Source organism: Undibacterium sp. Ji50W (genome assembly GCF_049340445.1).
Taxonomy (GTDB): Bacteria; Pseudomonadota; Gammaproteobacteria; order Burkholderiales; family Burkholderiaceae_D; genus Undibacterium.
The window spans coordinates 13,239-28,426 of record NZ_JBMPOX010000016.1 but is presented as its reverse complement, the minus strand read 5'-3'; the positions used below and the strand labels follow the sequence as shown (position 1 = coordinate 28,426).

The following is a 15,188-nucleotide window of genomic DNA, read 5'->3' as shown; positions in this document are numbered from 1 at the left end:
CCTACTTGACTTCGAGCTTGTGCCGTTCATATTCGAGTTGGTTGATATGCTTTTGAATCGCCACATCCATATGATGGGGCAGTTTCTGGAAACTGATACCAACGCGGTGCTTACCGAATTTGACCCTGTCCATAGGCGTGATATGGCGCACCACGCCTTCACAATGGACCACATTTTTGGCACCCAGCACGATCAGCATTTTGGCGATGCGGTGTTGCAGTTTGAATTCTGGCGGGCTGTTTAACTGCACGCTCAGGCCACCGACGCTGAGGTCATAAATCGGCCATTCAGCGGTCATCTGTCCCTTCTCGTCATACAGCTTGACCATCAGCGGGTCAATAATGGGAAGCTGATTGCGGAAATATTCACGCCTTTGCATGCGAATGATGCGTTTGGGAATAGGCACCCAGAAGGCATCCTGATCACCCCATTCGAAGCGTTGCGGATCAATACCAGAAAACTGTACACGTATGCCTTCCGGCAAAGCCAGGAAAACACAGGTCTTGGCCTGTTCCAGCAATTTATTCGAACGGGCGTCCCCGCCAATATCAAACACCAGGCCATCCGATCTGGCAGACAGGATCATGGTGACAATAAATTGCTTGCCATCATTAAAATAAACGGTCACGGGCTCGCGCCGGTGTGCCAGATCGTTCATGGCACCCAGGATTTCCCTTTGCCCGAGTAAAAAAAACTTGTCTTCTATTTCATCATTGCTATAAGACGCCGACATCTATCCACCCTTTTTATTATCCGGCTAAAAAATAAACTGCCTGTGCTGGCGGGTCAATCAAAGAATAGCTGCAAAATGAAGATCAGCATTGAATTTTTACAAGAAGTTGCTTTTTGGCTTATTTCAACAGGACTTACGCGTGAGGGCGTGTTGACCAAACATGGAGTCAAAACGGCAATGGGCAAATTAACCCATAATACGGTTTTGCAAACCCGGCTTTCGCTGAAGAATCCTGAATGAAGCTATTGGCCATTTGCGGCAGCCTGCGCGCCGCCTCACTCAACGCCATGCTGATACGCGCCATCCAGCGCCTGGCAACAGCAGACATGGTGATACAAGAATTTGCCGGTATGGCAGGCTTGCCCATGTTTAACCCTGATCTGGATGCCTGCCCACCTGCCAGCGTGGCCGATTTTAAGCAGCAGATTGCCAGTGCTGACGTGGTACTGATCGCCAGCCCGGAATATGCGCACGGTATCACCGGCGTCATGAAAAATGCGCTGGACTGGACCGTCAGCAGCGATGTATTTGTCAATAAACCGGTGATGGTCTTGAATGCATCCCCCAGGGCAACACATGCCGACGCGGCATTGAGAGAAATACTGACGGTGATGTCGGCCCAAATTATAGAGGCGGCATCAGTGACAGTAGCGGTGATAGGTGGCGGACTGGATGAAGATGGAATCGTCGCCCACCCAGTTATTGCGGCCCAGTTACAGGCTGCATTGGCTACAGCGCGCGACGGCTGGCTGCGGCAGTTAAATCAGACAGCGCCAGGCCAGGGTTAATCAGGCAGCCAGGGCTTTTTCCAGCAGGGTGTGCAATTCGGCAAATGAAGGTTCGCCGACATAGCGTTTCAGGATATTGCCTTGCTTGTCGATGACATAGGTGGTGGGTGTCAACTTGACATCACCAAATGACTGCGCCAGCTTGCCCTGCGAGTCCAGCGCTACGTGGAAAGGCAGTTTCCTGGTTTCGCTATAGTTGAGGACGTAATCGGGTCGGTCATAGCTCATCGCCACGGCCACGAATTCCAGCCCCTGCTTATTGTATTTGTTGTAGGTCTCTATCATTTTTGGCATTTCTGCCACGCAAGTGCTGCAAGAGGTCGCCCAGAAATTCACCATGACCACCTTGCCACGCAGGCTTTGCGCCGAGATTTTTTCACCTTTGAGGTTGGTGAAACTGACATCCGGCATGGCCTGCTTGCTGCCCAGCGACTGATAAAACAGGTAGCCCAGGACTGCCAATGCCACAACGGCGATGACAGAAAACAGGGCAAATTTGCGAGGTGAAGAAGGTGCCAGCATATGACTTCCAAGCTAAAGACGAACAGACTGCGACAATTTTACGTAGGCCCTGATTATAAGGCTTCTGTACAAAGCAGGTTTATATCGCCGCAGTTTACTCCGTATCAAACAAAAGCAAGCATTACCACAGTTTGGAGACGGGAATGACGATCCCGGCAAACCAGGACCGATCCGGAGATGCACTGGTCAAGCCTTTGATCAGTCCAGCGTCCAGCGTCATGCGTTTGTTAGGACTATAGGTAAGGGCGAACAATGCCTGGCCCTGGTTTTTGGTGCCGGCCTGCCGCCAGCCAGCCCATTCGGCAGTCAGGTTCCATTTATCGGCCAGTGCGGTAGAGAATGCGCTTGACAGGCCATTTTGCCAGTGTGACGTACCGGCATCGGCGGCGCCCAGGTGGGTTGCATTCAGGTTCACGTCAACATGGATCTTGCCCAGGTCCTGGCTGACGATGCCATTGATGGTCCAGTCGGATTTGCCGGAACCCAGGGGTTGGCCGGCGGTCGGGAATTTATTGCCGAACTCAAGACCCAGAGCGGTTTCGTCATTGATGATGAAAGCGCGCTTGATGATCAATGAGGTATCGCCAAAACCCTGGTCGCGCTGGCCAGCACCGTCATCGTTGACGACGCGGGCAGAACCACCCAGCAAAACGCCCCATTCCTTGGAAAAAGCCAGCTTGAACAGATAGGGCAGGCTCTGGTTACGGGCAGCGTCGGACCGTGCAGACAGAATACCCATTTCCAGTTCCAGTTGCCCTTCCACCGGTAACTGGGCGGAATTGGAGACAGACGGACGATACGGGGTAATGCCATTGTCAGCCGTTGCGGTATCGTCGGCATAGGCCGTTGTACAGGTAAAGGCCGCCTGCAAAACCAGTGCCGCCAGCAGCGCAAGAGAAAAGTTAGTGTGTTTTTGCATGAGATATCCTTCCAAAATAAGGGGTAGCAATATGGACTGCCTGAAGCAGGTTCTGTTTTTTAATCTATGGCCGGCACCGTGATGGGTTTGCCGGCAACATGGGTCGTCAACACGATGGCGGTTGAGGTGGAGCCAAATACATTCAGTTCATTGATGATGCGTTGCAGATGTTCCACATCGCTGGCAAGTACACGCATGACAGCACCATCTTCACCGGTGACAGTATAACAATCGATAATTTCCGGGCAATTGGCAACATACTGGGCATACGGCCTGCCCTGCCGTGTGGACAGCCTGATCATGGCAGTAATTTGATAGCCCAGCGCCTTGGGATTAATATCCGCCCGATAGGCACGGATAACCTGTGCCGCTTCCAGCCGTTTGATGCGCTCGGACACGGCAGGCTGGCTGAGATGAATCTGGCGACCGATTTCAGCATGGGAGATACGGGCATCCTGTTGCAATAATTGCAGGATTTTTTGATCAAACTGATCGATTTTTGAGTTCATAGGTATTTCGCGTTCTTTTCGAATCAAATCCACGGATTGCGAACAAAATCCTTATGGAATCCCATTCATACTCTGAATTGTACTTGTTAAAGTAGAGCTTACACTAATGGGACTTACGCAAAACCGCCCCAGCTGCGTTGCAGCTCCGCATTTAGCAAGATTCGGTACTAAAGTACTGTCTTCGTCGCTGACGGTGTAGTCGGGGTTTCAGGCAACATGTTGCCTGCCGACGAAACAAACCTCCCTTGCAAGGGAGGTTTCCTAAAAGCGATAGCCTTGCTGGGACAATTTTGCGAAAGTCCTCACTAATACTCATCAAGTCCCAGAAAACTGCCATGACTACTATCAGCGCCGATCAGCTTGCCCGCATTGCGAATGAATTCCAGACACCTTGCTGGGCCTATGATGCCACAGTTATAAGAGCACAAATTGCCCGCCTGCGACAATTTGATGTGATTCGCTTTGCCCAAAAGGCATCCAGCAATATCCACCTGCTGCGCCTGATGCGTGAAGAAGGCGTGATGGTGGATTCAGTATCCATGGGTGAAGTGGAACGTGCACTGGCAGCAGGCTATGCCAGTCAGGCGGCAGCGGGCGGCCATGCGCCTATCGTGTTTACGGCGGATCTGCTGGACCGCGCCACCTTGAAGCGTGTAGTGGAATTGAATATCCCGGTGAATTGCGGTTCGCCGCAAATGCTGGAACAGCTGGGACAGGCGCACCCCGGCCATGCCGTCTGGCTGCGTATCAACCCCGGCTTTGGCCATGGCCACAGCCGCAAGACCAATACCGGCGGCGAGCAAAGCAAACACGGCATCTGGCATGAAGAATTGCAGCATGCGCTGGCCATCATTGATCAATATCGTCTGACACTGGTGGGCCTGCACATGCATATCGGCTCTGGCGTTGATTACGACCATTTGCAAAGCGTTTGCGATGCCATGATTGCGCAAGTAAAAATCTGCCAACGCGATTTGCAGGCGATTTCCATCGGCGGCGGTTTGTCCATCCCTTATCGCGGTGATGAACCAGCGGTGGATACAGCGCATTATTTTGATATCTGGGACAAGGCCAGAAAAGAAATCGAAGCCCTGCTGGGACACAAGATCAGCATGGAAATTGAACCTGGACGTTTTCTGGTGGCACAATCCGGCATCCTGATCTCTGAACTGCGGGCGCAAAAACAGGTGGGCAACAATTTCTTCGCTCTGGTCGATGCCGGCTTCAATGACCTGGTGCGCCCTTCCATGTATGGCAGCTTTCATCGCATCAGCACTCACGCAGCAGACGGCACGCCACGCACCGGCGTTCTGCGCCCGACAGTGGTGGCCGGGCCTTTGTGCGAATCTGGCGATGTCTTCACGCAGGAAGATGGTGGCGTGGTCACGACCCAGGATTTGCCAGCCTGTGAAATTGGCGACCTGTTCGTCTTCCACGATGCCGGTGCCTACGGGGCCAGCATGTCATCCAACTACAATTCGCGTCCTTTGATACCGGAAGTATTGGTCGACGGTGAACAGATCAGGCAGATACGCCGTCGCCAGACAGTGCAGGAATTGATCGCGCTGGAAAACATCTGAATATGACGTAAGCCTGAACTAGCGCAACTCTTCCAGCAAACCCTTCTTTCTCGCTTTCTGGATGGCGACATTTAATTTATTGATGATGCCGTCATCCTTGTCCGACCTTACGGCAAAATGCATGGTGTCTATCATTAGCGGTTTGGGCAAGACGCTGAGCTGCACTTTGTCCATGGGGGGCATGCCGCCGTCATGTGCATCCCGTATTTTTTGCAGGCGTGCTCCCAGCTCACGGGGGTTTTTACTCAATGAACTGAAAACCGCGACATCCATGCGGCGAAAGAGCAATTTGTAGACGCGTGAAACGGGTGCATTATTGTCAGGCTCGACGGTAAAAAAATTGTCCTTGAGAGCATCAAAATCATCACCAAGGCTGATGCCGCGCGGCATGCCTATGGTCTTGCCTTTCAGGTCAACCAGGGAATTAAACTTGAACGTGGCATCGCTTCTGGTCACCAGGAAGATGTATTTGGAATGCACAGGCAGTGAGAAATGGAACAGCCGCTCTCTTTCCCTGGTTTTGCTGACGCCAAATAACACCCCCTCGCCATTTTCTGCGGCGATCAGAGCACGCGGCCAGGGATAGCGCACATGCTGTATTTTGATGCCCTGGTCGCGCTCGATAAATTCGAAAAGCGTGGTCAACTTTTTCATGGGCACCGGCTGACCACTGCTGTCCACTGGATCGATGGTCAGAACGACCACCTCTTTGCCCCCGTCTTTAGCACATGCATGGTGCAGTGATGCGCCCATGCACAGTATGAGTAGGCAGACCACTTGTACACATTTCAGCCACTTCAGACTCTTCACAACCATGTCTGTAACACTCTCATTGAGCTCACCATTACCTACCATTAACACCGCAAACTTCGGGCGTCACTGATGCAAGCGCACACATGCGCGGTGACAATTTTTAAATAACCGAAGAAGAACAGCAGATAAACAAGCAAAAGGCAGGCCCGAACATTTCATCCGGGCAATACCCTATTTCCCCATGTTAACTTTAATAGCAACAAGTGGCAAGCCTGATGACAACATGGTGGTAAATTGAGCAAAAAAATGACGCGGGGTCGCGTCATTTTTATATTGCCTGCAGAACGAAGGAGGCAGGAGAGTTTTCAGCCTTTGGCAGGCGCACCCGCGTCAATAAGGGATTTGATATGCGCCCATTGGTCAGGCTTGATGGCGCCTTTGAATGATTCTATGATCTTGCCATCCCGACCGATCAGAAAGGCTGTCGGGGTAGCAAAGACTTTGCCGAAATTGTCTTTGTAGTTGGGGGCATTACGCCACAACGAAGGGAAGTTCTGGCTGGATTTGCTTATCCAGGTCGAGAGTTTTGAATAGTCATCAATATCCGACATGGCGTCGTCAATACTGACTGTCACCAGTTCAAAGCCGGCTTTTTTATTGGCTTCATAAAATTTGCGGAAGGTCGGCATTTCTGCACGGCAAGTCGGGCACCAGGTTGCCCAGAATGTCACCAGCACCACGTCGCCCTTGCCGGTATTGAGCTTGAATGGCTTACCGTTGAGCATGGTACCGGTCAGCATGGGCTTGGCAGGAAATTCTTCCTTGCTGGCAGCCTGACTGAGCGAGCCAATAAATGGCAAAGCCATCAACAGAGCGGCGGCAAGGAATTTGGTGAGCTTGGACATATTGTTCTCCACGATGTAGCGTAATCGGAATGGCGGGAACACCGCCGTATCACCATTGGTCGGTGCATTGGCAAATTCCTTACACAATTGCCCTGCATGCCGCTTTATTTCATCATAGCGCAAATTTTAGATGGCAATCTCTGGAAAAGCTGCAGACCTGGTAGCGGGAAGCGGTGGATTATCAGCAGCGCGATAGGTAAAGACCAGGGCAAACTTGGTGGCGGTAGTCTGGTTTTTGCCAGCGGCGTGGAATAAATTGCTGTGGAAAAGCAATACATCGCCCTGCTGCAGTGGGACTGGCTGAGCGCGTGCCAGCAAGCCCTGGTTTTGCGGCAAGTCCGTCAGCAAAAATTGCTTGGCATCCAGCTGACTGGCATCAATCTCCAGTTTGTGTGAGCCGGGGATGACCAGCAGGCAACCATTGTCCAGGGTTTCATTGCGCAAGGCAAGCCAGGCAGACACCAGTTCTGCCCGCTGAAAGTTCCAGTAACGGCTGTCGCGGTGCCAGCCGGTTGCCGTCGAATACTGCGGCTGCTTGGTCATGATGCAGTTATGGTGGGCTTGCGACATCAGCGCGCCCTGGCCCAGCAATTGCAGTAATGGCTTACCCAGTGCCTGGCTGTTTGCCCATTGTGCTATACGCTGGTCGCGTGCATATGCCTGCAACAACCGCCTGGCAGTGCCGCCACCTTCGGCATCACGCGACGCCGGTGCGCCAGGGTAACGGGTATCGGCCTCGTATTCTATGGGTTGCACATCGTCAGCCAGTTGCTGTTCAGCAATGACGATGATGTCTTCACATAGGCTGGCGGCGGCCTGTTGTCGTAAAACCAGAAAACCCTGGGTATCAAATTCTTGTCGTTGCGCGGAGCTTAACATGGTCGTTCTGTCATATCGGTGAGCAAAAAGCGTGATGCATTCCTGATTTTAAGGGATTTATCCCCTACTGAAACAGAACAGATGCGTAGTAATTAAGCGCATTTGTGATTAGGCAATAGCAATCAATGCCCCGGATTAGGTCATAATGTAGGCCAAAATTAACGTTACAACCTCTTGCCTAACATGACACATACCATACTGGAAAACATCAACGTCAGTTCTTTCGAGAACATGCCCACCCCGGAAGAATTACATGCCCGCCTGCCACTCAGCGACCTGGCTGGCGATGTGGTGGAACAAAGCCGCGAAAGCCTGCGTAATATTCTGGAACGCAAAGACAAGCGTCTGTTTGTCGTGGTAGGCCCCTGCTCCATCCATGACCCGGTCGCAGGTTTGGATTATGCACGCCGCCTGAAAGCCCTGCAGGAAGAAGTCAAGGACGTGATGTTGCTGGTGATGCGTGTCTATTTTGAAAAACCACGTACCACCACAGGCTGGAAAGGCTATATCAATGACCCGTACATGGATGATTCTTTCCGCGTCGATGAAGGCATGGAAAAAGCCCGCCAGTTCTTGCTGGATGTCTGTGAACTCGGCCTGCCGACCGGCACCGAAGCGCTGGACCCGATTTCGCCACAATACCTGGGTGACCTGATCGCCTGGACTGCCATCGGTGCCCGTACCACGGAATCACAAACCCACCGTGAAATGTCGTCTGGCTTGTCGACACCGGTGGGCTTTAAAAACGGCACGGATGGCGACATCAGCATCGCCATCAATGCAATTTTGTCGGCATCGCATCCACATTCCTTCCTGGGCTTGAATGGCCAGGGCCGCGTGTCTATCGTGCGCACCAGCGGCAATCAATATGGCCACGTGGTGTTGCGCGGCGGCGGTGACCGCCCCAACTATGACACGGTATCTGTCGCGATGGCCCAGCAAGCGCTGGCCAAGGCCAAGCTGCCACCGAATATCGTGGTCGATTGCTCACATGCCAACAGCTACAAAAAACCGGAACTGCAACCCCTGGTCATGGCCGATGTCATCAATCAGATTGCCAACGGCAACAAGGATATCGTCGGCGTCATGATTGAATCCAACATCGTCGCTGGCAACCAGCCTATCCCGGCTGATTTGTCACAGCTCAAATACGGCTGCTCAGTCACCGATGCCTGCGTGGATTGGGGAACGACGGAGAAAATGTTGCGGGATGCGGCGGCGAGATTGCGAAACTAATACCAAATAGTAACTTATCTTGATTATCAATATTGAAGGCATGATCGCCGGAGCGATCGTCGGTGGTATTTATTTTCTGATCACCATGGTTTGGCCAAACATGGAGTTTCCGGGAAAATATGCAAGTTTGGCCGCTCTGTTCCTGCTCACAGGCACGGTAGCGGATAAGCTCGGTTACCAACCAAGAATTTACTTTGCCAAATTCAAATTAATCGGGATTGTATTAGTCCTTCTTGGCGCCTTCATATTCTTAGGTGTCGCGATATTTACCGCGACAATGATCGTTGTCGCCATTTGCATCTTTTTTTGGCAAAGAAAGAAGGAAAACAAACTTTTTCTCCGCGCCCAATCCTGCCTGGAAAATTACCCAGGAAACCAGAGTGACGATCCGAACGCTGGCAAAAGACTCTTGATTGAAGCACTTTTTCAAAATATATGGCTCAACAAAAAACCAGAGTTTTTTGAGCATAACGAGAAAGTGTTGGATATCTTGATATCTGACACTGAACTTGCCCGTAACGAAGACGAATTACATTATCTAAGATTTGTCCGGGATAAACTGAAAGAGCAAAAAGCACAAACCAAATGGTCCTGGAGATTAAAAAACATCGGCGCTGCAAAACGTAGTCTGACCCAACTCATCGACAATCAGGGTATCGGTCGTTTCCGACCTGCTGCGTAATGTAATTGCCCTATCTGATGCGACGGTCATGAACTTGATGCATCAGAATACCTGCTTACAGTGAGCGCAATTTTTCCATGCAGTTTTTGTATGCCGCCTGAATTTCGGTCTGCTGACCATGTCTGCCATTAGCCACCACCTGCCGCCCCCCCACATACACATCCCGCACCAGATTATCATTGCCTGCAAATATCCAGGTATTGAGTACATCTGCGCTATGAATGCCTGCCAGGTTTGGATGATCTTCATCGAGCACCACCATGTCGGCACGATAGCCGACCGTCAGTTGCCCCAGCTTGCGGCCACTGGCCTGGGCTCCGCCCTGCAGGGCAGCCTGATATAAGAAATCACCAACCTTGCGCTGCGCTGGCAGGCTGGCGATATTGCGGCCTTGCAGGCGCAGGCGCTGGCCATATTCGAGCCAGCGCAATTCTTCTACCGGGCTTTGTGACACATGGCTGTCACTGCCGATACCAAAGCGGCCACCGGCAGCGATGTAATCAGGCAAGTCAAAAAAACCATCGCCGAGATTGCCTTCCGTAGTCGTGCAAATGCCCGCCACCGCACCACTGGCGGCGATGCCCTGCACTTCGACCTTGTTCAAATGGGTGGCGTGTACCAGGCACCAGCGTTGATCCACCAGGCCGCTGTCCAGTAAGAGTTCTACCGGGCGTTTGCCAGCGTAAGCGATACAGGCATCGACTTCTTTTTGCTGTTCGGCGATATGAATATGGATGGGACGTTCAGCAGGAAGCGCCGCCACCAGTTCACGTATCTGACTGATACTGGCGGCCCGCAGGGAATGTGGGGCGACGCCGACTTCAACCTGGGCACTGCGCTTGCCTTCCAGCGCTTCTATCAGCTGCATGATCTCTGCCACATTGCTGGAAAAGCGACGTTGATCATGACGCAAAGCCAGCTCACCAAAATCGGCGTAGCTGTACAAAACGGGCAGCATGCTGATACCCATGCCGGTCTGGGCTGCGGCGGCTATCACGCGCTCTGCCATCTCGGCCGGGCGTGCATAAAAATCGCCGTCCTGATTGCGGTGCAGGTAATGGAATTCGCAAACTGACGTATAGCCATGGCGCAGGCATTCTGCATACAACTGCGCAGCGATGGCCTGGATTTGTTCCGGCGTGATATGCAGCGCATAGCGATACATGAGATCACGCCAGGTCCAGAAACTGTCTTTGCCGTTGTATTTACCTTCACTTGCCATTTCTGTCATGCCTGCCATGGCGCGCTGGAAGGCATGCGAATGCAGATTGCTCATGCCGGGCAGCACCCATTGGGCTTGCTGCTCATATTCATGCTCATGTGCCTGCAAAGCAGCGTCAAGCTCAATCTGGCTCAGATCACCATTCTCGTCCCAGTGCAAACGGACATTGCTGGTCCAGCCCTGCGGTAACAAGGCATGATGGGCATACAGACTTGTCATGCTATGCCACCTTGTCTCGTATTCCAGTCCAGGCAGGCTTGCAGCAACTGCTGCAGCAAGGGCTGTACCTGCGCAGCCAGGTCGGGTCGGTATGCATAGGGGGCGGCTTCGTTCATGTAGATGCACTGGCTCATTTCCAGTTGCACTGCATGGATGTTGTGCGCAGGCTTGCCATAATTGCGGGTGATAAAACCGCCTTTGAAACGACCATTGAATATATGCGAATAGACTTTCGCATGAACGGATTGTTGCAGACAATTGGCGATGGCCGTTTGCATGCCGGGGTCACAGGAATGTTGATCGGCAGTACCAAAGTTCAGGTCAGGTAATTTGCCTTCGAAAAAGCGTGGCACCGTCGAAGCAATGGAATGCGCATCCCATAATACGACTCTGCCATGCAGGTTCAACAAGCGCTGCAGCTCTTGCTGCAATTGCTGATGATATGGCTGCCAGTATGTCGCGATACGGCGTTGTACTTCTGCTTCTGTCGGCAGCTTTTCTACTGCATACAAAGGCTGCTTGGCAAAGGTATCGACCGGGCACAAACCTGTCGTGTCTTGCCCAGGATACAGGTTGGCATTGTCGGACGAGCGGTTCAGGTCTATCACATAGCGCGAATATTCAGCGGCGAGGGTGGATGCACCCAGCTCTGCCGCCATGTGGTAGAGCTGGTGCAAATGCCAGTCGGTATCGGCTTTCTCATGCGCGACTGGCAGCATTTGTACGGCGATGTCGTCCGGTATGCTGGTACCGACATGCGGCATGGAAATCAGTAAGGGCACGCTGCCCTGTTGAAAATGATACGCGGTCATGATGTTTCCTGTGTCCTCTGTTCTTTGTTCTGCTTCAGGGATACTGTAATTTGCGGCTGAGCCGGTCAGCTGCCGTCAGAGTCATGTTGACAAGCTCTTCCTTGCGGTTTTGTATGCGCTGCACCGGTGCCATCAGGGACAGACTGGCTTCCAGCCTGTCCTTGCCAGAAAACACGGGGGCGCTGACACCCCAGATGCCGAGGTCGATTTCATTTTCGCTGGTGGCATAGCGCTGGCTGCGGATGGCTTGCAGTTGGGCCAGCAAATCCTCGTGTCGCTGCTGCGCATGATCCGGATTTTCCAGAAAGTTCTGGTCCAGCAAACTGTCTTGTACCGCCTGCGGCAAAAACGCCAGCAGGGCCTTGGCCGATGCGCCGCGCACCGTGGAACTGGCGCGCCCTTTGGCAAAGGAACAGCGCAAGGCTTGCTGAGTTTCCTGCATGTCGAGGCAAATGACCTGGCCATTCACGTAGGCAAGCAAGCCCACACTTTCACCGGATTTATGTACCAGCTCGATCATTTCTTCACGTGCGGCAGACATCAGCCACGAATGCTGGTCAAATCCACGGGCCAGTTGTACCGCCAGCGGGCCCGGCTCATACAGGCCGGTCTGTGCATGTTCCTGTACCAGCCCCCATTTTTTTAATGGTGCCAGTTGGCGATACAGGGTACTTAATGGCAAACCGGTTTGCTCTACCAATTCACGCGCCGACAAGGGCTGGCCCTGGCGGGCGACGCAAGCCAGCACCTGCAAGACGCGTTCGCTTTGGGGTAATTCAGTTTTGCGGGGGAAAGCCATGGGCAAGGGCAAACATGAAAATCTGGAGCTTTCATGCTAGCACTGTGACGGGAAACATCAAGCATAAATTCCCGAATGACGAGAACAACATGCAAAATTTCCTACCTGCTGTTTTAGATCTTGCTATCGTCCGTCGTCTGGCAATTGCGGTTTTCCTGTGCCGGGAAACCTGCCTTGATGGTGTCGTATTTGGTTTTTTCTTCTGCGGTCAAGGCTCTTAACTGGAAAGCGAATTTATTTGTACTGACCGTGCGTGGGCCAACGCGGGCTGAGCGCACGCCTTTGTTGGTAAGATTAGTCAGGTGCAGTTTTGCCGCTTCTTCGGTTTTGAATACGCCGAGCGAGAGACCCCAGCGCATATTGCTTTGGTCTTGCACGATATAGAAATCGCTGATGCCCAGGCGCCGCAGTTCACTGGCTTTTTTATCAGCACCTTCTTTACTGCCCTGTGACGGAATAAAGACCATATGCGTAGCGACATCCACCACGTTGATGCGCGATTGTCTTTCGCCCAAGCCCAGGGTCTTCAGTTTTTCTTCCATCTTGTCGATGTCAGTCTGGACGAAATTGCCAACTTCCAGGCAGGCTATCACGTCCGAGGTTTTATCTGTGGTGGCATCGCTGGGGGTCAGGGCTTCGGTCGCGGACAGGGGTTTAAGCTGATCGGCATGGTATTGCGCCTTCAAACGTTCTGGCTCATGGGTATCGAGTGACCAGTGTCCCAAATAGCCCAGATTAAACGCCAGCAGGAAGGCATTTAATAACAACAGGCTCCAGAAGAAGAATCGCAGCATGGTAATTTGAGTAGTAATCAGTCCGGGCTTGATTGTGCCACGACAAACAGCCCCGTCAAGACCAGATTGTCGACATGTTGGTGGCGCAGACCCAAATGTGCGATCAAATAAGGGGCCGCACCGCCAGAAATCACGCAGGTGACTGCCTGTTTTTGCTGTTCTTCCAGCGCACTGACGGCACGGCGAATGGCACCGACCTGGGCACTGATGCAGCCGCTGACGATGGCCTGGTCGGTATTGTCGGCAAAAATACCAGCAAGATGGATGGATTCAGCCACTTGCGGCAATTGCGCAGTATTGCGTGCCAGGGATTCTGCCATCAGTTTCAGGCCTGGTAATATCATGCCGCCCTGAAATTGGCCTTGCGCGGTTACGGCATCGACTGTGGTGGCAGTTCCACAGGTGGCGACCACCACATCCTGCTGCGGGAACAGGTAGTGCGCGGCGACCATGGAAGCCAAGCGGTCACAACCCAGTTGTGCCGGGTTGCGATAGGTATTGTGGATACCGGCGACCTGCTCTTGCGAGGCAAACCAGCTTACCAGCGCAGCAGGCTGCAGCTTCTGCAAGATGGCCGTCAATTCAGCCTTGATCGTGGCACCTGCCACATTCGAGATCAGTACTGTGCTGACCGGTATGTGCTGCCAGGCCTGGTCAAAGCTGGCCAGTTCGGCATGACTGACCGAGCCACTGTGCAGCCACACTGGTGGCTGCCCGGCAAGCGCTAACTCAGCGACTGGCACGGCCCATTTAATACGGGTATTGCCGGCATCAATCAATAATTGCATCTGCTTTCCTTGTTATGCTGCTGCCCGGCATGGTCATCCAACCTATGCAGCCTACGTCGTTCAGGTCGCCTGTGTCACCTACGTTGCCTACGTTGTTCATGTCGCTTATGTCACTGCAGGGCGCAGCGACACATCGCCCGCCATGACATTAACTTGTCCCTGTGCGGTCTGCAAGACCAGGCAGCCATGCAGGTCTACCCCCAGCGCAACACCTGTATGCAGGGTCTGTCCGTGATCGAGTATGTTGACGGTTTGTCCGGCGTGGGCATGCAAGGCGTTCCAGCGCGGTAAAAAACCGGAAAATCCCTGATTGCCAAATTGTTCCAGCGTCATTGCCAATGCATTCAGCAAACTGGCGACCAGGGCATTTCTATCCATCCTGGCCAGCCAGGGGGCATCGGCGATGGCCCGCCCCAGTTCGGCTTCCAGCGCGTCGGAAACCTGCAGATTCAGACCTATGCCAGCGACGATCCAGGTACCGCCATGTTGTGCGGCTGCCGATTCCAGCAAGATGCCGGCCAATTTTTTGCCATCGCGCAAAATGTCATTCGGCCATTTGAGTTGTACGCTCAGGCCCAGGGTATTCAGGGTTTCGGCCAGGGCGACGCCAATTGCCAGTGGCAAGCCCAGCAAATGCTGCGGTGCCTGCGGCAGGTGCCAGGCCAGCGAAAAAGTCAGCATGCCGCCGGGTACGCTCAGCCACGGGCGTCCGGCGCGGCCACGCCCCGCTGTCTGGTGCACGGCAATGCGCAAGACTGGGCGCTGCAATTGCGCCAGCCTGGCCATCAGGTCGGCATTGGTGGAACCGGTTTCGGCGATCACTTCGATATCGACCTGGCGTGCCGGCCCATCGCAGCGCATTTCAATTTCTGCGGCATTCAGTTGTAAGTTCTGATTCGATAAGGTATTTGCTTGCATGTTCAATTCTGGATTGCCTGCCCTATGTTGGCGGCTGCTTACATTGCTGAGGTATTAAAAAAAACGGCACCCAAAAGCGGTGCCGTTTTTTATTTCCTGCTTATTTCAATGCTTGTTTCAGCGTTTATTT

18 protein-coding genes are annotated in these 15,188 nt (G+C 53.0%); 5 read left to right on the top strand and 13 right to left on the bottom strand.

Features of this window, described 5'->3' with window-relative positions:
• Position 1: 1 nt before the first annotated feature.
• A complete protein-coding gene (locus ACO0K9_RS19745) occupies positions 2–733 on the bottom strand; it encodes a flagellar brake protein (protein ID WP_422987797.1) in 732 nt (243 codons plus the stop codon).
• Between the two features lie 75 nt (positions 734–808).
• Here ACO0K9_RS19745 and ACO0K9_RS19740 point away from each other — a divergent pair, with 75 nt between their 5' ends.
• Both ACO0K9_RS19740 and ACO0K9_RS19735 read left to right on the top strand, forming a co-directional pair.
• A complete protein-coding gene (locus ACO0K9_RS19740; protein ID WP_422987796.1) occupies positions 809–973 on the top strand; it encodes a hypothetical protein in 165 nt (54 codons plus the stop codon).
• Positions 970–1,521: an NADPH-dependent FMN reductase gene (locus tag ACO0K9_RS19735; RefSeq protein ID WP_422987795.1), complete on the top strand. Its 552-nt coding sequence runs from the start codon at positions 970–972 to the stop codon at positions 1,519–1,521. The genes ACO0K9_RS19740 and ACO0K9_RS19735 overlap by 4 nt, the downstream gene beginning before the upstream one ends.
• Here ACO0K9_RS19735 and ACO0K9_RS19730 read toward each other — a convergent pair whose 3' ends face one another.
• The 3 genes from ACO0K9_RS19730 to ACO0K9_RS19720 all read right to left on the bottom strand — a co-directional run bounded on the left by ACO0K9_RS19730 (position 1,522) and on the right by ACO0K9_RS19720 (position 3,471).
• Positions 1,522–2,043, bottom strand: coding sequence for a TlpA family protein disulfide reductase (locus ACO0K9_RS19730; protein ID WP_422987794.1), 522 nt, complete (start codon positions 2,041–2,043; stop codon positions 1,522–1,524).
• A gap of 121 nt (positions 2,044–2,164) precedes the next feature.
• Entirely contained in the window at positions 2,165–2,962 is a 798-nt protein-coding gene (locus tag ACO0K9_RS19725) for a transporter (protein WP_422987793.1), read from the bottom strand.
• A 59-nt stretch (positions 2,963–3,021) separates the two neighbouring features.
• Positions 3,022–3,471, bottom strand: coding sequence for an Lrp/AsnC family transcriptional regulator (locus tag ACO0K9_RS19720; RefSeq protein WP_186949989.1), 450 nt, complete (start codon positions 3,469–3,471; stop codon positions 3,022–3,024).
• Positions 3,472–3,785: 314 nt separating this feature from the next.
• On the opposite strand from ACO0K9_RS19720, the gene lysA reads away from it, so the two are divergent.
• A complete protein-coding gene (lysA, locus tag ACO0K9_RS19715; protein ID WP_422987886.1) occupies positions 3,786–5,051 on the top strand; it encodes a diaminopimelate decarboxylase in 1,266 nt (421 codons plus the stop codon).
• Positions 5,052–5,069: 18 nt separating this feature from the next.
• Here the strand turns inward: lysA and ACO0K9_RS19710 are convergent, their stop codons facing one another.
• From ACO0K9_RS19710 to ACO0K9_RS19700, 3 genes are all read right to left on the bottom strand, one after another.
• Positions 5,070–5,705, bottom strand: a complete 636-nt coding sequence (locus ACO0K9_RS19710) for a substrate-binding periplasmic protein (protein WP_422987792.1) — start codon at positions 5,703–5,705, stop codon at positions 5,070–5,072.
• Between the two features lie 464 nt (positions 5,706–6,169).
• Positions 6,170–6,709: a TlpA family protein disulfide reductase gene (locus ACO0K9_RS19705; RefSeq protein WP_422987791.1), complete on the bottom strand. Its 540-nt coding sequence runs from the start codon at positions 6,707–6,709 to the stop codon at positions 6,170–6,172.
• Positions 6,710–6,835: 126 nt separating this feature from the next.
• Positions 6,836–7,588 carry a phytanoyl-CoA dioxygenase family protein gene (locus ACO0K9_RS19700; protein WP_422987790.1) on the bottom strand — a complete coding sequence of 251 codons (753 nt, stop codon included), beginning with the start codon at positions 7,586–7,588 and terminating at the stop codon, positions 6,836–6,838.
• Positions 7,589–7,771: 183 nt separating this feature from the next.
• On the opposite strand from ACO0K9_RS19700, the gene ACO0K9_RS19695 reads away from it, so the two are divergent.
• Both ACO0K9_RS19695 and ACO0K9_RS19690 read left to right on the top strand, forming a co-directional pair.
• Positions 7,772–8,824 carry a 3-deoxy-7-phosphoheptulonate synthase gene (locus tag ACO0K9_RS19695; protein ID WP_422987789.1) on the top strand — a complete coding sequence of 351 codons (1,053 nt, stop codon included), beginning with the start codon at positions 7,772–7,774 and terminating at the stop codon, positions 8,822–8,824.
• Between the two features lie 19 nt (positions 8,825–8,843).
• A complete protein-coding gene (locus ACO0K9_RS19690; RefSeq protein ID WP_422987788.1) occupies positions 8,844–9,506 on the top strand; it encodes a hypothetical protein in 663 nt (220 codons plus the stop codon).
• 55 nt (positions 9,507–9,561) lie between these two features.
• On the opposite strand, the gene ACO0K9_RS19685 is transcribed toward ACO0K9_RS19690, so the two are convergent.
• From ACO0K9_RS19685 to ACO0K9_RS19660, 6 genes are all read right to left on the bottom strand, one after another.
• The gene (locus ACO0K9_RS19685; protein WP_422987787.1) at positions 9,562–10,947 is read right to left on the bottom strand and encodes a formimidoylglutamate deiminase; all 1,386 of its coding nucleotides are present in this window, start codon (positions 10,945–10,947) and stop codon (positions 9,562–9,564) included.
• Positions 10,944–11,759 (bottom strand): N-formylglutamate deformylase, encoded by an 816-nt coding sequence (hutG, locus tag ACO0K9_RS19680; protein WP_422987786.1) that lies wholly within the window; start codon positions 11,757–11,759, stop codon positions 10,944–10,946. The genes ACO0K9_RS19685 and hutG overlap by 4 nt, the downstream gene beginning before the upstream one ends.
• A 34-nt stretch (positions 11,760–11,793) precedes the next feature.
• A complete protein-coding gene (locus tag ACO0K9_RS19675; protein ID WP_422987785.1) occupies positions 11,794–12,558 on the bottom strand; it encodes an IclR family transcriptional regulator in 765 nt (254 codons plus the stop codon).
• A gap of 113 nt (positions 12,559–12,671) precedes the next feature.
• On the bottom strand, positions 12,672–13,352 hold the full coding sequence (locus tag ACO0K9_RS19670) for an SPOR domain-containing protein (protein ID WP_422987784.1): 681 nt from the start codon (positions 13,350–13,352) through the stop codon (positions 12,672–12,674).
• A 17-nt stretch (positions 13,353–13,369) separates the two neighbouring features.
• Positions 13,370–14,140: a type III pantothenate kinase gene (locus ACO0K9_RS19665; protein ID WP_422987783.1), complete on the bottom strand. Its 771-nt coding sequence runs from the start codon at positions 14,138–14,140 to the stop codon at positions 13,370–13,372.
• Positions 14,141–14,245: 105 nt separating this feature from the next.
• Positions 14,246–15,058: a biotin--[acetyl-CoA-carboxylase] ligase gene (locus ACO0K9_RS19660; RefSeq protein ID WP_422987782.1), complete on the bottom strand. Its 813-nt coding sequence runs from the start codon at positions 15,056–15,058 to the stop codon at positions 14,246–14,248.
• Between the last annotated feature and the right edge of the window lie 130 nt (positions 15,059–15,188).

What these genes read in the sequence shown, in the direction of transcription:
- ACO0K9_RS19745 (WP_422987797.1), bottom strand. Translation starts at nt 733, where the DNA reads ATGTCGGCGTCTTATAGCAATGATGAAATAGAAGACAAGTTTTTTTTA.
- ACO0K9_RS19700 (WP_422987790.1), bottom strand. Translation starts at nt 7,588, where the DNA reads ATGTTAAGCTCCGCGCAACGACAAGAATTTGATACCCAGGGTTTTCTG.
- ACO0K9_RS19735 (WP_422987795.1), top strand. Translation starts at nt 970, where the DNA reads ATGAAGCTATTGGCCATTTGCGGCAGCCTGCGCGCCGCCTCACTCAAC.
- ACO0K9_RS19740 (WP_422987796.1), top strand. Translation starts at nt 809, where the DNA reads ATGAAGATCAGCATTGAATTTTTACAAGAAGTTGCTTTTTGGCTTATT.
- ACO0K9_RS19710 (WP_422987792.1), bottom strand. Translation starts at nt 5,705, where the DNA reads ATGAAAAAGTTGACCACGCTTTTCGAATTTATCGAGCGCGACCAGGGC.
- ACO0K9_RS19730 (WP_422987794.1), bottom strand. Translation starts at nt 2,043, where the DNA reads ATGCTGGCACCTTCTTCACCTCGCAAATTTGCCCTGTTTTCTGTCATC.
- ACO0K9_RS19725 (WP_422987793.1), bottom strand. Translation starts at nt 2,962, where the DNA reads ATGCAAAAACACACTAACTTTTCTCTTGCGCTGCTGGCGGCACTGGTT.
- hutG (WP_422987786.1), bottom strand. Translation starts at nt 11,759, where the DNA reads ATGACCGCGTATCATTTTCAACAGGGCAGCGTGCCCTTACTGATTTCC.
- ACO0K9_RS19705 (WP_422987791.1), bottom strand. Translation starts at nt 6,709, where the DNA reads ATGTCCAAGCTCACCAAATTCCTTGCCGCCGCTCTGTTGATGGCTTTG.
- ACO0K9_RS19665 (WP_422987783.1), bottom strand. Translation starts at nt 14,140, where the DNA reads ATGCAATTATTGATTGATGCCGGCAATACCCGTATTAAATGGGCCGTG.
- ACO0K9_RS19670 (WP_422987784.1), bottom strand. Translation starts at nt 13,352, where the DNA reads ATGCTGCGATTCTTCTTCTGGAGCCTGTTGTTATTAAATGCCTTCCTG.
- ACO0K9_RS19695 (WP_422987789.1), top strand. Translation starts at nt 7,772, where the DNA reads ATGACACATACCATACTGGAAAACATCAACGTCAGTTCTTTCGAGAAC.
- ACO0K9_RS19685 (WP_422987787.1), bottom strand. Translation starts at nt 10,947, where the DNA reads ATGACAAGTCTGTATGCCCATCATGCCTTGTTACCGCAGGGCTGGACC.
- ACO0K9_RS19660 (WP_422987782.1), bottom strand. Translation starts at nt 15,058, where the DNA reads ATGCAAGCAAATACCTTATCGAATCAGAACTTACAACTGAATGCCGCA.
- ACO0K9_RS19720 (WP_186949989.1), bottom strand. Translation starts at nt 3,471, where the DNA reads ATGAACTCAAAAATCGATCAGTTTGATCAAAAAATCCTGCAATTATTG.
- ACO0K9_RS19675 (WP_422987785.1), bottom strand. Translation starts at nt 12,558, where the DNA reads ATGGCTTTCCCCCGCAAAACTGAATTACCCCAAAGCGAACGCGTCTTG.